The organism is Dactylosporangium roseum (genome assembly GCF_025264685.1).
Lineage (GTDB): Bacteria > Actinomycetota > Actinomycetes > Mycobacteriales > Micromonosporaceae > Dactylosporangium > Dactylosporangium roseum.
Genome location: NZ_CP073721.1, coordinates 5,204,371 through 5,219,606, shown reverse-complemented (window position 1 = coordinate 5,219,606; position 15,236 = coordinate 5,204,371). Strand labels below are relative to the sequence as shown.

The following is a 15,236-nucleotide window of genomic DNA, read 5'->3' as shown; positions in this document are numbered from 1 at the left end:
TCGGGCGACGGCCGGCTCGGGTTCACCGACTCGACCACGACCTCGGCGGCGCACACCGACAACAGAAGGAGCGGCGGGTGAACGCCTTCCTCGGCATCGTCCTGCGCCGGCTTTCGGCGTTGATCCCGCTGATGCTCGGCATCATCCTGTTCATCTTCATCATCATGGCGCTGTCGCCGAACAACGCCGCGCTGTCCGTGCTGGGCAGCGAGGCGACGGCCGAGCAGGTCGCCGCGTTCAACCGGGCGAACGGTCTGGACCAGCCGCTGCTGGTGCGCTACGTGGACTACCTGTGGGCGTTGCTGCACGGCGAGCTCGGCAACACCTTCTCGCTGAACGTGCCGATCAGCTCGGTGATCTCCGAGGCGCTGCCGGTCACGCTGCAACTGACACTCGTCGGTGTTGCCGGCGCGATCGTGGTGGCGCTCGTGCTGGGCGTGACCGGTGCGCTCTACCGGGATCGCTGGCCCGACCAGCTCACCCGGCTGTTGTCGATGGCCGGCATCTCCATCCCGTCGTTCTGGCTGGCGATCCTGCTCATCCAGCGGCTGTCGACCATCGGGGGCGGATCGCTGCCCAGCGGGCACTACGTGTCGCCGTCGGAGTCGTTGAGCGGCTGGCTGCGGCATCTGATCCTGCCCGCCGTCGCGTTGGCGGTGCCGACCGGCTGCGCGCTGGCCCGGATCGTGCGCACCTCGATGGTCGAGGAGTTGGACAAGGACTACGTGCGCACGGCGGTCGGCGCCGGGCTGCCGCCGGTCGTGGTGGTCGGCCGCAACGTGTTGCGCAACGCCCTGCTGACCCCGATGACCGTGCTCGGCCTGCAGGTCGGTTACCTGATCGGCGGCGCGATCATCATCGAGACCATCTTCTCGCTGCCCGGTATGGGCACCCAGATCATGAGCGCGGTGCAGCAGAACGACATCGGTCTGGCGCGAGGACTGGTGATCACCATCGCGCTCGGCTTCGTGGTCGTGAACCTTGTCGTCGATCTGCTGTACCTGGCGGCCAATCCCCGTCTTCGAGGAGCGCACGGATGATCGCGCGTGCCGTCCACGCCGTCGGAACCGGATGGCGACGCCTGCCACTGCTTGCCAAGATCTGTCTCGGTTTCCTGCTGGTGGTCGTCGCCATCGGGATCGCCGCACCCTGGCTCGTCCGGCACGACCCGACCCAGGTCGCACTCGCCGCGCCGTCGACCGGGCCGGACGGGGACTTCTGGTTCGGTGTCGACCGGCTCGGCAGGGACATCTACTCGCGCCTGGTCGCCGGCACCCGCCGTTCACTGGTCATCGGCTTCTGCTCCGCCGGGCTGGCGCTGCTCGTCGGCGCGGTCCTGGGCGCGATCGCGGCGACCAGCCGGCGCCTCGTCGACGAGATCATCATGCGGGCGCTGGACGTCGTGATGGCGTTCCCCACCATCGTGCTCGCAGCGATCCTGGTCGTCGCGTACGGCCACGACAGTGTCCCGGTGCTGGTGGGGGCGATCGGGTTCGTCTTCACTCCGCAGATCGCGCGGCTGGTCCGGGCCAACGTGGCCGCCCAGTACCAGGAGGACTACGTCGCCGCCGAGCGGGTGATCGGCGCGGGGCGCTGGCACATCATCGTGCGGCACGTCGCGCGTAACTGTGCCGCGCCGATTCTCGTGTACGCCACGATCATGGTGGCCAACGCGATCGTCTTCGAGGCGTCGCTGTCGTTCATCGGCGGCGGTCTTCAGCCCGAGGCGGGCCCGTCGTCGTGGGGCAGCGTCATCGCCTACGGGCAGCAGATGCTCGCCAGCCGCGGCTGGTGGGCCACCTTCTTCCCCGGCGTGTTGATCCTGTGCACCGTGCTGAGCCTGAACATCCTGGCCGAGGGCATCTCCGACGCCTGGGCGGCGCCGGCCAGCCGACGCCGCACCGGCACCGGCGAGCCGATCGAGCCGGCAGCAGGCGGCGACCGGTCGCCCGTCGTGCTGCCCGGCCTGGCCGAGGCCGCGACGCGGCTCGCCGCGGCGGCCCGCCCGCCGATCACCGCAGCGCCGATCCTGTCCGTCCGTGACCTCCGTGTCGGCTTCCCGGGCAGCCACAACGGCGTCGACATCGTCGACGGGGTGGGCTTCGAGGTGCGACCGGGCGAGGTGCTCGGGCTCGTCGGCGAGTCCGGCTGCGGCAAGTCGCTGACCGCGCTGACGGTGATGGGCCTGCAGCCGCGCGGTGCCCGGGTCGGCGGCACCATCGACTTCGCCGGCACCGACCTGCTCACCCTTCGCGGCTCCGCCCGGCGGGCCGTGATGGGCCGGCAGATCGCGATGATCTACCAGGACGCGTTGTCCGCACTCAACCCGTCGATGACCGTCCGGGCGCAGCTCAAGCAGGTCATCCGCCGCGGCGGCACCCGCACGGCGCAGGAGCTGATGACGCTCGTCGGGCTGGATCCGGCCCGGACGCTGTCGTCCTACCCGCACGAGCTGTCCGGCGGGCAGCGGCAGCGGGTGGTCATCGCGATGGCGCTGGCCCGCGACCCGAAGCTGGTCGTCGCGGACGAGCCGACCACGGCGCTCGACGTCACGGTCCAGGCCCAGGTCATCGAGTTGCTGCTCCGGCTGCGTGCCGAGCTCGGCTTCGCGCTCATCCTCGTCTCGCACGATCTGGCCCTCGTCAGCGACGTCTGCGACCGGATCGCGGTGATGTACGGCGGGCACATCGTCGAGCAGGGTGCGACCCCGGCGGTGCTCGCCGCACCGGCCCACCACTACACCCGCGGCCTGCTGGGCTCCGTGCTGTCGCTGGAGTCCCAGGCCCCGAGGCTGGTGCAGATCGGCGGGACGGTGCCGTCACCGGCCGACTTCCCGGCCGGCTGCCGCTTCGCCGACCGCTGCCCGGCCGCGACCGAGATCTGCGCCGGGGTGCGGCCCCCGCTGGTCGAGGTCGGCGACCACCTCACGGCCTGCCACCACCCCGCACCACGCGACAACGATGTGAAGGTGGTCGTCCATGACTGACCGGCCCTCCGAGATCCTGGCCGAGCTGCGCGAGGTCAGCGTCGAGCACCGGGCCCCGGGCAGGTCTCTGCTGAACCGTGACCGCGTGCACGCTCTCACCGGCGCTGATGCCACCGTTGCCGCCGGTGAGACGGTCGGTGTGGTGGGCGAGTCCGGCTGCGGCAAGTCGACCCTGGTGAAGGTGCTGGTCGGCCTGCAGCGGCCGACCTCGGGAACCGTCCTGGTCGGCGGCCGGGACATCTGGCAGTTGAGCACCGCCCAGCGCCGGCGGCACATCGGCCGGACCGTCGGGATGGTCTTCCAGGATCCCTCGACGTCGCTCAACCGCCGCCTGCCGGTCGAACGGATCATCGCCGATCCGCTCGACGTGCATCATTGGCGCGGCCCGCGCGACCGCATGCGACGGGTCACCGAGCTGCTGCACCTCGTCGGCCTGCCGGCGTCCGCGCGCGACGCGTTGCCCGCGCACCTCTCCGGTGGACAGCGGCAGCGGGTGGCGATCGCGCGCGCCCTCGCGCTGGAGCCGGCGCTGCTCGTCGCCGACGAGCCGACCTCGGCGCTGGACGTGTCGGTGCGGGCGCAGATCCTCAACCTGCTCATGGACCTGCGCGAGCGGCTCGGGCTCGCGATGGTGTTCGTGTCGCACGACCTGCAGACGGTCCGGCGCGTGTCGGACCGGATCGTCACCATGTACCTCGGCCGGGTGGTGGAGGAGCTGCCGGTCGCACGCATCGAGCACGGTCGTCACCCGTACACGCAGGCGCTGTTCTCGGCAACGCCGGGGCTGCTGCGACCGATGCGTCCCATCCCGCTGAGCGGTCCGGTCCCGTCCGCGGTACATCCACCGTCGGGATGCCCGTTCCGCACCCGATGCTGGCGCTCCACCGACACGTGCGCCACGGCCATGCCGCCGTACACCGACGACGCCGTCGGGCCGGCCCACCGCTATCGCTGTTTCCATCCCGTCACCGACCCCTCGGACCTGCACCGTGCCGTCATCGCGGCGCCCGGTGCGGACCGATCCGTTGAGGAGCCCGCATGACCATCAGCACCGCCACCTCCGCGACCGCACCGGAACCCGTGGTACCCCGCGGACTCACCGGCGTCGTGCCGCCGGTGTGCACGCCGCTCACCCCCGATCTGGAGGTCGATGTCGCGTCACTGCAGCGATTGGTCGACTTCCAGCTCGACGGCGGCGTGGACGGGCTGTTCGTGCTCGGCTCCTCGAGCGAGGTGGCGTTTCTGCCGGACCGGCACCGTGCCGTGGTCGTCGACACGGTCATGCGGCACGTCGCCGGGCAGGTGCCGGTGCTGGTGGGGGTCATCGACATGACGACGCTCCGCGTGCTCGACCACGCCGACCGCGCCGTGCGCGCCGGCTGTTCCGGCATCGTCGCCACCGCGCCGTTCTACACCCGGACCCATCCCGCCGAGGTGGAGCTGCACCTGCGGCGGATCGCCGAGCGGTGCCAGGCCCCGCTGTACGCCTACGACCTGCCGGTCTCGGTGCACACCCGGCTCGACCCGCAGATGATCCTGCGGCTCGCCGCCGACGGGGTGCTCACCGGGCTGAAGGACTCCACGGGCGACGACGCGGCCATGCGTGACCTGCTCATCGCGCGCCGGGATGCCGGACTGACGACCTTCAGCGTGCTCACGGGCTCGGAGTTGACCGTGGACAGCGCGTTGCGGATGGGTGCCGACGGCGTGGTCCCCGGCCTGGGCAATGTCGACCCGCACGGCTACGCGAAGCTCTACGGGCACGCCCGCGACGGCGACTGGGACCGGGCGGGCCGGGAACAGGAGCGGCTGCTGCGGCTGATGCGTATCGTGCAGGCCGGTTCGCCGGCGCGGATGGGGCGCGGCTCCTCGGCCCTCGGCGCGTTCAAGACGGCCCTGAAGCTGCGCGGTGTCATCGACCACGCGGTCACCGCACCGCCGCAGATCCCGCTCGACGACGCCGAGGCCGACGTCGTGCGGCGCACATTGGTGGCGACGGGACTGCTGTGACCAGCGGGAACGCATCGGGCCGCCGTGCCTGGGCCGCGGTCGACATCGGCGGCACGAAGATCGCCGCAGGCCTGGTCGACGACACCGGCCGGATCCTGGAACGGACGCGGGTCGCCACCCCCGCCGGCGCGCGGGCCGTCCTCGACGCCGTCGCCGGGCTCGTCCACGACCTGTGCCTGCACGCCGACCGGCTGGGCGTCACGGTGCGCGCCGCCGGCGTCGGCGCCCCGGGCGTCATCGACCCGGCGACGGCGACGGTACGTTCGGCCACGGACATCCTGCCCGGCTGGGCCGGCACTCCCGTCGGCGACGAACTGCGCCGCCGCACCGGGCTGCCGATCGCCGTCGCCAACGACGTCCGCGTCGCCGCCGTCGGCACCGCGCAGGACCCGGCGGTGGCACCGCACCGCGAGGTGCTGCATGTCTCGATCGGCACCGGCGTCGGCGGCGCCCTGCTGCGGCACGGTGCCGCGTGGCCGGGCCCGCATGCCAGCAGCGGCGAGGTCGCCCATCTGCTCGTTCCCGCGCACGGCGCGATCCCGTGCGGCTGCGGACGCCGCGACCATCTCGAGGCGGTCGTCGCCGGCCCGGCCATTGCCGCCGCCTACGCCGAACGGCGTGCCGTCGACGTGCTGCCGCTCACGGAGGTGGTCGGACGGATGCGGGCCGGTGATCGCGGCGCGGACGCCGTGATCCGCGCCGCGGGGCGCCTGCTCGGCCGCGCCCTGGCCGGCCTGGTCGCCGCGGTCGACGTCGACGCCGTGACCCTCGGCGGTGGCGTCGCGCTCAACGTCGTCGAGTTCACCGACGAGGCCCGTGCGGCGTTCCGGGCCGAGGCGCTCCCGCCGCTGCGGTCGGTGCCCGTCCTCGTCCCGGCCACGGGCGCGGACATCGCACTGCTCGGCGCGGCACGCCTGGCCAGAGGGGCCGTGGCCGGACACCGCCGGAACGACACCGCATCCGCAGGGGAGCACGCATGAACCTCACCGACCTCATGGCGACGATCCGCGGCGGGCTCATCGTCTCGTGCCAGGCCGGGCCCGAGCACCCGCTGCGTGACACATCCACGATGCGGCGGCTCGCGGAAGCCGCGGTGCTCGGCGGAGCCACCGCCGTGCGGTGCGGAGGGGTCGGCGGCATCGCCGACGTCCGTGCCGTCGCCGCCGCCGTCGCCGTGCCGGTCATCGGCCTGACGAAGAGCGGCACCGACGGGGTGTTCATCACCCCGACCGTCGCGGACGCGCTGCGGGTGCTCGCCGCCGGCGCGGCCGTCGTGGCGACCGACGCCACGACGCGTCCCCGCCCCGACGGCGCCGAACTGCGCGAGACGATCGAGGCGGTGCACGACGCCGGCGGCATCGTCATGGCCGACGTTTCCACGGTGGCCGAAGGCGTCGCGGCGGCCTCGGCGGGCGCCGACCTGGTCGCGACCACGCTGTCCGGGTACACCCCGTACAGCCCGCGGACCGCCGAGCCGGACCTCGCCCTCGTCCGGGACCTGGTGGCCGAGCTGCCGGCCGTGCCGATCATCGCCGAAGGGCGGTACCACCGGATCGAGCAGGTCCGGGAGGCCCTGGAGGCCGGTGCCGGCGCCGTGGTCGTCGGCACCGCCATCACCGACCCGGTCTGGATCACCCGCAGGTTCGCCGACGCGACCCACCGGCCCGCACCTGTGACCGCGGAGCACCGATGACGCCTGCCCCGCTCAGGCGGCCGGGGCGCGTGGCGGTCCGGTCCGAGGCGGGCCACGAAATAGTGCGAAGGCCTGACGTAAATCCATCTTCGGGCTCAGCGACTGCGCCGGGCTTGTCGGACAAGTGTTGACAGTTGCCTGTTGTTTGCGGCAGGATGGCGGTCGTTGCGGCGCCGACCGCACCGGGCCGGAACGGACACTCCGGAAAGGAGAGGCGTGCGTGACAGACGTCGACCCGCCCGCTCGGCGAAGCCGGCGGTGACCGGCAGCGGGTTCAGTGCTGTCCGGGGTCGATCCGGGTCATGGTGGACGTGTAGCCACCACCGGGCCAGCTCCACGCGCCGGTGGCGGCGGTGGCCTGCGCGTTGAAGGTTCCGCTGTACTTCGCGGGTGAGCCCGGCTCGCCGAACCAGATGGTGAGCTCGTGATCGACCACCTCGTACACGTATTCCAGCAGGTCGCCGTCGCTGCCGAAGAAGTGGGACCTCAGGGTGTCCGTGTCCGGGTCGTACCCGATGTATTCGACGCCCGTGGTGGGCCGGTCGTCCTGGACCAGACGGACGTGCTGGACCAGGAAATGGCCGCCGTCCATCCACTCGTAGGTGACCGTGCCGCTGTGTCCGGGTCCGGACACCCGCCAGGTGCCGACCAGTACGCTGAGGCGTTGCAGGTTCGGGTGGGGAGTCTTGGCGGAATTCTGGTCTGTGCCGCTGTCGGTCATGACGATGGCCTCCTTCGAAGGTTGGGGGAGTGGGCTCGGCCGTCAGCGGCTCGGGACCAGGCGGACAGGTGATCTCGTCGGCAGCAGACGATGACGCCGGCGGCCAGGAGCAAGGCCGCGGGCAGGACGGCGTTGATGCCGATGAGCAGGTTCGTGACCAGGGCCCCGACCATGAGGCCGGCCAGCGCGAGCGCGGCCGGCGCCGCCAGGCGTGGCACCAGCAGGCCGGCGGCGCCGGCCAGTTCCAGCACCCCGACCAGGTAGCGCATCCATTGCCCAGCACCGATGCGATCGAACAGGTCGACCATCTGCGCGTCGCCGGCGAGCTTGAGCAGCCCACCCGCGGCGAACTGTGCGGCCAGGAGCAGTTGCAGTGACCACGAGGCGATGGTGGCGGCGCGGCGCCGTGCGGTGGAGCCGCGGGCGAAGCGTGTGGCGCCGTTGCGGATCATGGGGTCTCCCTTCGTCAGGTCCTCGTTGCCTCGTCGTGCCGGCAACGGCATCGGCGGGGTCGCTGGGTCAGTTTGCGCGGACGAGATCACCGGCGGAGCACCGATCGGTCACCGCCGCCGTCCGGCGCGGTTGCGGCACCGTTCGGGCAGGTGGCGGAGGCGTGGTCCCGGCCGGGAAGATGCTCGGATGAGGTTCGGCATCCTCGGACCGACGCTGGTCGAAGACGGCGACGGCCGGCGGCTGACCGTCGGTGGGCCTGGGCTGCGGGCGCTGCTGGCGCTGCTCGTCACTGCCGGTGGCGAGGTCGTGACGACGGAGCGGTTGGTCGACGGGCTGTACGGGGCACGGCCGCCCGGCGGCGCGGTCAACGCGCTCCGGTCACAGGTGGCTCGGCTGCGCCGTCTGCTCGGCGACACCGTGCGGCCGCATCCGGCCGGCTATCGCGTGGTGGTGGACACCGACGATGTCGACGCCCACCGCTTCCAGCGGCTGGCCGCTGCCGGGCGGAAAGCGTCGGACCAGGGTGACCACGCACGGGCTGCCGACCTCCTGGCCGAGGCGCTACAGCTCTGGCGGGGCCCCGCGCTGGTCGACGTCGACGCGCCGTTCGCGGCGGCCCAGGCCGCACGGCTCGAAGAGCTTCGGATCACCGTGGTGGAGGAGCGGATCGAAGCGGAGCTGCGGTGCGGCAAGGGTGGCTCGGTGGTGGCGGAGCTGCGCGAGCTGGTGGCCGGCCATCCGCTGCGGGAACGGCTGTACGTGCTGCTCATCAAGGCTCTCGCCGGCGCCGGGCGGCAGGCGGAGGCGCTGGCCGCCTACGCCGAGGCCCGGCGGCTCCTTGCCGACGAGCTCGGCGCCGACCCGTCACCGGGGTTGCGCGCTGTCCATCTGGCCGTGCTGCGCGGCCACTTGCCGGCTCTGCCGGACGCGGTGGCGACGGGCGGCCCGGACCGTCCCGGCCGGCCGGTCCGGCCCCGCACGCTGCCCGCCACCATCGGCGACTTCACCGGCCGCCTCGACCACCTCGCGACCATCCACCGTACGGTGAAGGACGTCGACGCGGACGGTGGCAGCCTGGCCGTCCCGATCGTCGCCATCTCGGGACGCGCCGGGGTCGGCAAGACCACCCTGGCGGTGCACGCGGCCCACGACCTGGGTGCCGTCTACCCGGACGGCCAGTTGTTCGCGAGCCTCCACGCCGGCGGCGGCGATCCCGCCGGGCCGACGCAGATCCTGGCGCGATTCCTGCGAATGCTCGACGTGCACGGCACGGCGATCCCGGACAGCATCGACGAGCGGGCGGAGCTGTTCCGGAACCTGCTCGCCGACCGGCGTGTGCTCGTCGTCCTCGACGACGTCGCCGGCGAGGACGACGTCGTCCCGCTGCTGCCCGGCAGCCGCAACTGCGCGGTCCTGGTGACCTGCCGCCGCCGGCTGCCCGGCCTCGCCGGTGCCGTCCGCATCGACCTCGGCCGGTTCGAGCCGGAGCAGTCGCTGGACCTGCTGTCCCGCCTCGTCGGCGGCGACCGCGTGCGTCAGGAGCCGGCACCGGCCCGGAAACTGGCCGAGCTGTGTGGACATCTGCCGCTGGCCCTGCGGATCGCCGGCGCCAGATTGGCGATGCGGCCGCACTGGAGTGTCGCACAGATCGCCGACCGGCTCGCCGACGAAGAGCGACGACTTGACGAACTCGTGCACGGCGGAATGGCGGTCCGGGCCGGGATCTGGTTGATGCACGACGCGCTCAGTGCGCCGGCGCGGCGCCTGTTCCGGCTGCTGGCGGTCCTCGACGCGCACGCCTTCCCCGCCTGGGCCGCGGCCGCGTTGCTGGACCAGCCGCTCGGCCAGGGGCAGGAACACCTGGAGGAGTTGGTCGACGCCCACCTGGTGGAGGCCGTCGACACGGGCCGCGGCGCGCACACCCATTACCGGTTCCATGATCTGATCCGTGGCTTCGCCCGGCAGCGGCTCGCCTCCGACGAACCCGCCGCGCAGCGGTCCGCGGCGCTCCGCCGGGCGCTTGACGCGCTGCTGTGCCTCTGTCGCGCCGCCGCCGGGCCGGTGCTGGACGACCGGCTGCGACGCCGTGACCGGGCGCCGGCCTGGTCGCCGCCGCCCGACCTGGTCGAGGAGGTGAGGGCCGACCCGACGCGGTGGTTCGAGTCGCAGCACCGGTTGATCGTCGCCGCCGTCCACCAGGCGGCGCGAGGAGGGCTGTCCGACCCCGGGCTCGGCCTTGCCATGGCGGTCAGGCAGTTCCTCATTCAACGCGCCTACCACGACGACGCACTCGCCGTACTGCTCGCCACGTTGCGGGCCACCCGACGGGCTGCGGACCGTGCGGGCGAGGCGGCCGTCCTGCTGGAACTGGGCACGTTCGCCTCGGGGCTGCGCCGCTACGCCGACGCCGAAGGCCACCTCGCCGCTGCCGAGACGCTGTGTCGCGAGGTCGGTGACGAGCAGGGTGTCGCCGTCGCGATCCGGGGACAGGCGTTCGTGCACTACAGCCGCGGCCGTACCACCGACGCGGCCCGCCTGTTCCGGCAGGCCCTGGCGACCGTTCGGTCGCTGGGTGTGGAAACCGAGATCGCCTACATTCTCCAGGTGCTTGCCGGCATCAGCCTCATCCATGGCGACGTCGCGGCAGCCGAACAGTTGGCGCCCGACGCGGTCCGGCATGCCCGCGCATCAGGCAACCCCCGGGTGCTCGCCCAGGCCCTGCACCGGACGGGCCAGGTTCACCTGCGGGCAGGACGGCTCGACGTGTCGGCCGGCAGCCTGGATGACGCGCTGGCCCTCGCCCGGAGCGTGGGTGACGTCGCCGGCGAGGCGCACATCCTGACCGACCTCGGTCGTGTCCGGCTGCGCCTGGGCCGGACCACCGCCGCCCTCGCCGCCCTGCACCAGGCGCGCGACCGCGCCGGCACCATCCACGACCCGCTCGTCCGGGGTCACGCGATGACCGCTCTGGGCGAGGCGGCGCTCGCCCACGACCACCCGCGCTGGGCCGCGGACTGCCTCCAGCGGGCGGCGGAGCATTTCCGCCGGGCCGACAGCAGGATCGACCTGATCCGTGCCCTCGTCGCACTCGGCGACGCCCAGCGGCACGCTGGTCGGCACGACGCCGCACGCCGCTCGCGGGACGAAGCCGAGCGGCTCGTCGTGCGACGTCAACCTTTGGCGGACCCGAGCGCCAGTCCCGCGATGAACTGTTTCTGGAGCAGGACGTAGACGATGAGCGTCGGTGCCGCGGCCATGACGGCGGCCTCGTCGGTCTCGGCCGGCAGGGTCTTCATGTAGTTGCGGAGCGCTGGAAGCTAGGAACCCGTGCTCGCCGTGATCAAGGACATTCTCGGCAAGCTTCGCGCCGAAGGACACTTCGACCGGCTCCACGCCGTCGGCATCGGCCTGCCCGGTCCGGTGAGCTTCCGCGACGGCGTCCCCGTCTCCCCGCCCAGCACCGCCGGCTGGGACTGCCGGCTACTGGACGATCGGGTGTGCCTGGGGGTTGGCGTGCCACCACCGCTCGAACGCCGGGTTGTTCGGCACGTGGTCGAGGAACGCGTTGGTGACCCCGCGGTAGAGCAACTCGCTCTCGACCTGGCTGAACGCGTCGCGGCGCCAGATGACGACGAGGCGGGCGATCTGCGGTTCGCCGTGGAGCGGCAGGACCACGGTGCCGGGCGGCTGAGGCCAGGTGGGGTCGACGAGGCGGACGCCGTTGCCGGACTGTACCAGGGGCTGGCCGGCGCCGCTGGGAGCGTCGTAACGGATGTCGGGCTCGAACCCGGCCGCCCGGCAGGCGCGGCGCAGCGAGGTGAGCGAGCCGTCGTCCGGCCCGGGCGGGCTGACCCACCGTTCGCCGCTCAGGTCGGCCAGGTCGACGCTGTCCTGCTGGGCGAGCCGGTGGGACGCGGACAGGGCGATGAAGATCGGGTACCGCGGGATGAGGGTGCGGCTGGCCAGCATGCTGCCGAACGGGATCTCGAAACCCTCCATGATCCCGACGAGGGCGGCGTCGAGCTGTCCGTGCGTGACGGCGTCCACCAGCAGCCGTGAGGACGGCTCGATGCGCAGGGCGACCTCGGTGTCCCGGAACGCCTCCTTGACGCGGTCGACCAAACTCGCGGCGCAGGCGAGGTGAACCGCACCCAACCGGACGAATCCGGACGCTCGGTGAGCTTCACGGAAGTCATCGACAAAAGCGTCGACCTCGTTGAGGACCACCCGGGCACGGCTGAGGACCCGCCGGCCGAGCTCGGTCGGCTCCACGCCCGTCCGGCTGCGCACGAACAGCACGCCGCCGAGCAGTTCCTCGATCCGGTGCAACTGCGCGGTCAGGGCTGGCTGGGACAGGTTGAGTTGTGCCGCCGCGGCGGTGACGCTGCCGGCCTCGGCGATGACGCAGATCGCGCGCAGGTGCCGCACGTCGATGCCCATAGCCAAACATTATGCCGTCGGCGATGACGTCGCGGCGGCGGGCGCTGTGAGACTCCGATGCGCATTCAACATCCACCTGTTCCCACCGTCGAGCGAAGAGGGCGCCGCGTATGGAACCGATCGTCGTGGCCGCCGAAGGACCACATCCCGGTCCGCTCACCGACCCGCCGGCCGCCGCCACCGCGGTGGCCGGCCGGTCGCCCTCGCGGATGGCGCTCGCCCGACTGCGCCGTGACCGTGTCGCGATGGTGTGCGTCGGGATCGTCGCGCTGTTCGTGGCCGTGGCGGTGTTCGCGCCCGCGTTGGCGGCGCTGGAGGGCCAGAGCCCGACCGAGATGCACCAGGATCTCATCGACGACTACGGCTTCCCGACGGTCGGCCCGAGCACCGAGCACTGGTTCGGAGTCGAACCGCGCCTCGGGCGGGACCTGTTCGCCCGCTGGGTCTACGGGGCCCGGCCCTCGCTGGTCGTCGCCGGGGCCGCGACGCTCGTGGCCACCGTCGTCGGGCTGGTCGCGGGCATGCTCGCCGGATTCGTCGGCGGCTGGCTGGACCGGATCGTGTCCTGGCTCATCGACCTGGTGCTGAGCCTGCCGTACCTGCTGTTCGCCATCGCCACCCCGGCGGTGCTGCTGTCCGTGACCGGCGGCGCGGAGGCACCACCGGAACAGGTGGCCCGCGTCCGCTTCATCTCGCTGATCTGTGTGCTGGCGTTCTTCGGCTGGGCCGGGCTTGCCCGGCTCGTGCGCGGGCAGGTCCTGTCGCTGCGGGAGCACGACTTCATCGCCGCCGCCGCGGTCCTCGGCCTGCCCACCCGCACCGTGCTCCTGCGCGAGCTGCTGCCCAACCTCGTGGCGCCGGTCGTCGTGTCGGCGTCGCTGTCACTGCCCGGTTACATCGTCGCCGAGGCCGGCCTGACGTTCCTGGGAGTCGGGCTGACCGAGCCCACCCCGTCGTGGGGCGTCACTGTCGCGGCGGCCCAGACCTACTACCGCGCCGATCCGCTCTACCTGTGGCTGCCCGTGCTCGGCATCACCACGCTCGTGCTCACCCTGAGCCTGCTCGGAGACGCCGTCCGGGACGCGTTTGACCCGAAGACGCATCGCTGATCGCCCGTACCCCCAGAATCGAGGCATCGAATGAAGTATGTCAGGTCGGTCGCGGTGGTGGTCGCCGTGATCGCCACCGCGGCGGCCGGCTGCGGCAGCCCGTCGTCGAAGCAGAAATCCGCGGACGACGGCAAGTCCACCATCGCCACCGACAAGGTCATCATGGACCCCAACGCCAAGGGACCAGCGAAAGAGGTTTCCGGGGCGCGCAAGGGCGGCACGATCACCGTCTACTCCCAGCCGACACCCAACACCTTCGACCCGACCGACACGTACTACGTCGACGTCAACGAGATCGGCAAGCTGATCTTCCGCACGCCCACCCAGTTCGACATCCGCCCGAACGGCGACGCGGTGCTCGTGCCGGACCTCACCGACCTCGGCACCGTGTCGGCCGACAAGCTCACCTGGACGTTCAAGTTCCAGCGCGGCGTCAAGTACGCCGACGGCAGCGAGGTCAAGGTCGAGGACATCGCATACGCCATCAAGCGGTCCTTCGCGCACGACGTCTTCCCCAACGGGCCGACGTACCAGATGACCTACTTCAAGGACGGCGACCCGGCCAAACCCGGCGCGTACAAGGGCCCGTACGTCGGCGGTGACACGTACGCCGGCGTCGAGACCCCCGACCCGGGCACGCTCGTCATCCACCTCGCCCAGCCGTTCCCCGACCTGCCGTTCTACATGAGCTACCCGCTGTTCACGCCGATCCCGAAGGCGAAGGACACCCGGCAGGACTACAAGAACAAGCCGATGGCGACCGGACCGTACGAGTTCGACAGCTACACGCCCGGCGCCGAGCTCAAGCTCAAGCGCAACCCGCACTGGGACGCCAACACCGACGCGGCCCGCCACCAGTACGTCGACGGCTGGCACTTCAAGTTCGGCGAGCAGGACGTCAAGACCCAGCAGCAGGTGCTCAACAGCAACGGCGCCGACGCCAACGCGCTGAACTACCAGAACATCGACGCTTCGCTGGTGCCCCAGCTCACCGGCGACAAGGCCAACCGGTTGCTGCGCGGCGCCAGCCCGTGCCACTGGATGACCCAGCTTGACTCGCGCAAGATCCCGCTGGAGGTCCGCAAGGCGATCGCCATCGCCTACCCGTACGACCAGCTATGGAAGGCCAACGGGTACAACGACTACGGCCAGCAGGCGTCCAGCACCATCATGCCGCCGAGCGTCCCCGGCTACCGCGCCTACGAGCCGCTGCCGGGCCTGTCCGGCAAGGGCACCGGTGACCCGGCCGCCGCGAAGAAGATGCTCACCGACGCGGGCAAGCTCAACTTCGAGGTTAGCTGGTACTTCGACAACACCAAGCCGCTGACCCAGCAGTCCGCTCAGATCCTCTCCGGCGCGCTGACCGCGGCCGGGTTCACCGCCAAGCCGATCGGCGTCACCACCGCCGAACTGCGCAGCAAGCTCGGCGACTACAACGCGCCGACCAACCTGGGCACCGCGCCGGCCGGCTGGTGCTCCGACTGGCCCTCCGGCAGCAGTTGGTTCCCGGTGCTGTTCCAGTCGCACAGCATCGCCGACGGCCAGAGCCTCGGCATGCTCAGCGACAAGGATCTCGACGCCCGGATCAACGCGATCGCCGCGCTCCCGCCGGAGGAGGCGGTCGGCAAGTGGGCCGACATCGACCGCGAGATCATGGGCCTCTACGTCGTGCTGCCGCGGTACTACTTCAAGGTCGGCGTCGTGGTCGGCGCCAACATCGGCGGCGCGCTCGTCGACTCCACGATGGGCATGCCGAACTACAAGAGCATGTTCCTCAAGGCCTGACCCGCCACCCGATCCCCGGGCCCGGCCAGACGTGCGACC

The 15,236-nt window shown here is 71.9% G+C and carries 12 protein-coding genes; 9 read left to right on the top strand and 3 right to left on the bottom strand.

What is annotated here, in order from left to right:
* Positions 1-77: 77 nt before the first annotated feature.
* The 6 genes from Drose_RS24415 to Drose_RS24390 are packed head-to-tail and all read left to right on the top strand — an operon-like array spanning position 78 to position 6,689.
* Positions 78-1,040, top strand: a complete 963-nt coding sequence (locus Drose_RS24415) for an ABC transporter permease (RefSeq protein ID WP_260723635.1) — start codon at positions 78-80, stop codon at positions 1,038-1,040.
* Positions 1,037-2,986 carry a dipeptide/oligopeptide/nickel ABC transporter permease/ATP-binding protein gene (locus Drose_RS24410; protein WP_260723634.1) on the top strand — a complete coding sequence of 650 codons (1,950 nt, stop codon included), beginning with the start codon at positions 1,037-1,039 and terminating at the stop codon, positions 2,984-2,986. Before Drose_RS24415 ends, Drose_RS24410 begins: the two co-directional genes overlap by 4 nt.
* Positions 2,979-4,028: an oligopeptide/dipeptide ABC transporter ATP-binding protein gene (locus Drose_RS24405; protein WP_260723633.1), complete on the top strand. Its 1,050-nt coding sequence runs from the start codon at positions 2,979-2,981 to the stop codon at positions 4,026-4,028. The genes Drose_RS24410 and Drose_RS24405 overlap by 8 nt, the downstream gene beginning before the upstream one ends.
* Positions 4,025-4,996 (top strand): dihydrodipicolinate synthase family protein, encoded by a 972-nt coding sequence (locus tag Drose_RS24400; protein ID WP_260723632.1) that lies wholly within the window; start codon positions 4,025-4,027, stop codon positions 4,994-4,996. The genes Drose_RS24405 and Drose_RS24400 overlap by 4 nt, the downstream gene beginning before the upstream one ends.
* Positions 4,993-5,976, top strand: coding sequence for an ROK family protein (locus Drose_RS24395; RefSeq protein ID WP_260723631.1), 984 nt, complete (start codon positions 4,993-4,995; stop codon positions 5,974-5,976). Before Drose_RS24400 ends, Drose_RS24395 begins: the two co-directional genes overlap by 4 nt.
* Entirely contained in the window at positions 5,973-6,689 is a 717-nt protein-coding gene (locus Drose_RS24390; protein ID WP_260723630.1) for an N-acetylmannosamine-6-phosphate 2-epimerase, read from the top strand. Before Drose_RS24395 ends, Drose_RS24390 begins: the two co-directional genes overlap by 4 nt.
* Before the next feature lie 274 nt (positions 6,690-6,963).
* Here the strand turns inward: Drose_RS24390 and Drose_RS24385 are convergent, their stop codons facing one another.
* Together Drose_RS24385 and Drose_RS24380 are read right to left on the bottom strand one after the other, a co-directional pair.
* Positions 6,964-7,410, bottom strand: coding sequence for a DUF1579 domain-containing protein (locus Drose_RS24385; protein WP_260723629.1), 447 nt, complete (start codon positions 7,408-7,410; stop codon positions 6,964-6,966).
* Entirely contained in the window at positions 7,407-7,862 is a 456-nt protein-coding gene (locus tag Drose_RS24380) for a DoxX family protein (RefSeq protein ID WP_260723628.1), read from the bottom strand. The genes Drose_RS24385 and Drose_RS24380 overlap by 4 nt, the downstream gene beginning before the upstream one ends.
* A 187-nt stretch (positions 7,863-8,049) precedes the next feature.
* Between Drose_RS24380 and Drose_RS24375 the strand changes: the two genes are divergently transcribed.
* A complete protein-coding gene (locus Drose_RS24375; RefSeq protein ID WP_260723627.1) occupies positions 8,050-11,094 on the top strand; it encodes an AfsR/SARP family transcriptional regulator in 3,045 nt (1,014 codons plus the stop codon).
* Between the two features lie 249 nt (positions 11,095-11,343).
* Here Drose_RS24375 and Drose_RS24370 read toward each other — a convergent pair whose 3' ends face one another.
* Entirely contained in the window at positions 11,344-12,303 is a 960-nt protein-coding gene (locus Drose_RS24370; RefSeq protein ID WP_260723626.1) for a LysR family transcriptional regulator, read from the bottom strand.
* A gap of 110 nt (positions 12,304-12,413) precedes the next feature.
* Between Drose_RS24370 and Drose_RS24365 the strand changes: the two genes are divergently transcribed.
* The gene (locus Drose_RS24365) at positions 12,414-13,412 is read left to right on the top strand and encodes an ABC transporter permease (protein ID WP_260723625.1); all 999 of its coding nucleotides are present in this window, start codon (positions 12,414-12,416) and stop codon (positions 13,410-13,412) included.
* Positions 13,413-13,442: 30 nt separating this feature from the next.
* On the top strand, positions 13,443-15,197 hold the full coding sequence (locus tag Drose_RS24360; RefSeq protein ID WP_260723624.1) for an ABC transporter substrate-binding protein: 1,755 nt from the start codon (positions 13,443-13,445) through the stop codon (positions 15,195-15,197).
* Positions 15,198-15,236 lie beyond the last annotated feature (39 nt).

Coding starts and splice junctions, on each gene's coding strand:
- Drose_RS24365 (WP_260723625.1), top strand. CDS start 12,414: ATGGAACCGATCGTCGTGGCCGCCGAAGGACCACATCCCGGTCCGCTC.
- Drose_RS24410 (WP_260723634.1), top strand. CDS start 1,037: ATGATCGCGCGTGCCGTCCACGCCGTCGGAACCGGATGGCGACGCCTG.
- Drose_RS24405 (WP_260723633.1), top strand. CDS start 2,979: ATGACTGACCGGCCCTCCGAGATCCTGGCCGAGCTGCGCGAGGTCAGC.
- Drose_RS24360 (WP_260723624.1), top strand. CDS start 13,443: ATGAAGTATGTCAGGTCGGTCGCGGTGGTGGTCGCCGTGATCGCCACC.
- Drose_RS24390 (WP_260723630.1), top strand. CDS start 5,973: ATGAACCTCACCGACCTCATGGCGACGATCCGCGGCGGGCTCATCGTC.
- Drose_RS24400 (WP_260723632.1), top strand. CDS start 4,025: ATGACCATCAGCACCGCCACCTCCGCGACCGCACCGGAACCCGTGGTA.
- Drose_RS24380 (WP_260723628.1), bottom strand. CDS start 7,862: ATGATCCGCAACGGCGCCACACGCTTCGCCCGCGGCTCCACCGCACGG.
- Drose_RS24370 (WP_260723626.1), bottom strand. CDS start 12,303: ATGGGCATCGACGTGCGGCACCTGCGCGCGATCTGCGTCATCGCCGAG.
- Drose_RS24385 (WP_260723629.1), bottom strand. CDS start 7,410: ATGACCGACAGCGGCACAGACCAGAATTCCGCCAAGACTCCCCACCCG.
- Drose_RS24375 (WP_260723627.1), top strand. CDS start 8,050: ATGAGGTTCGGCATCCTCGGACCGACGCTGGTCGAAGACGGCGACGGC.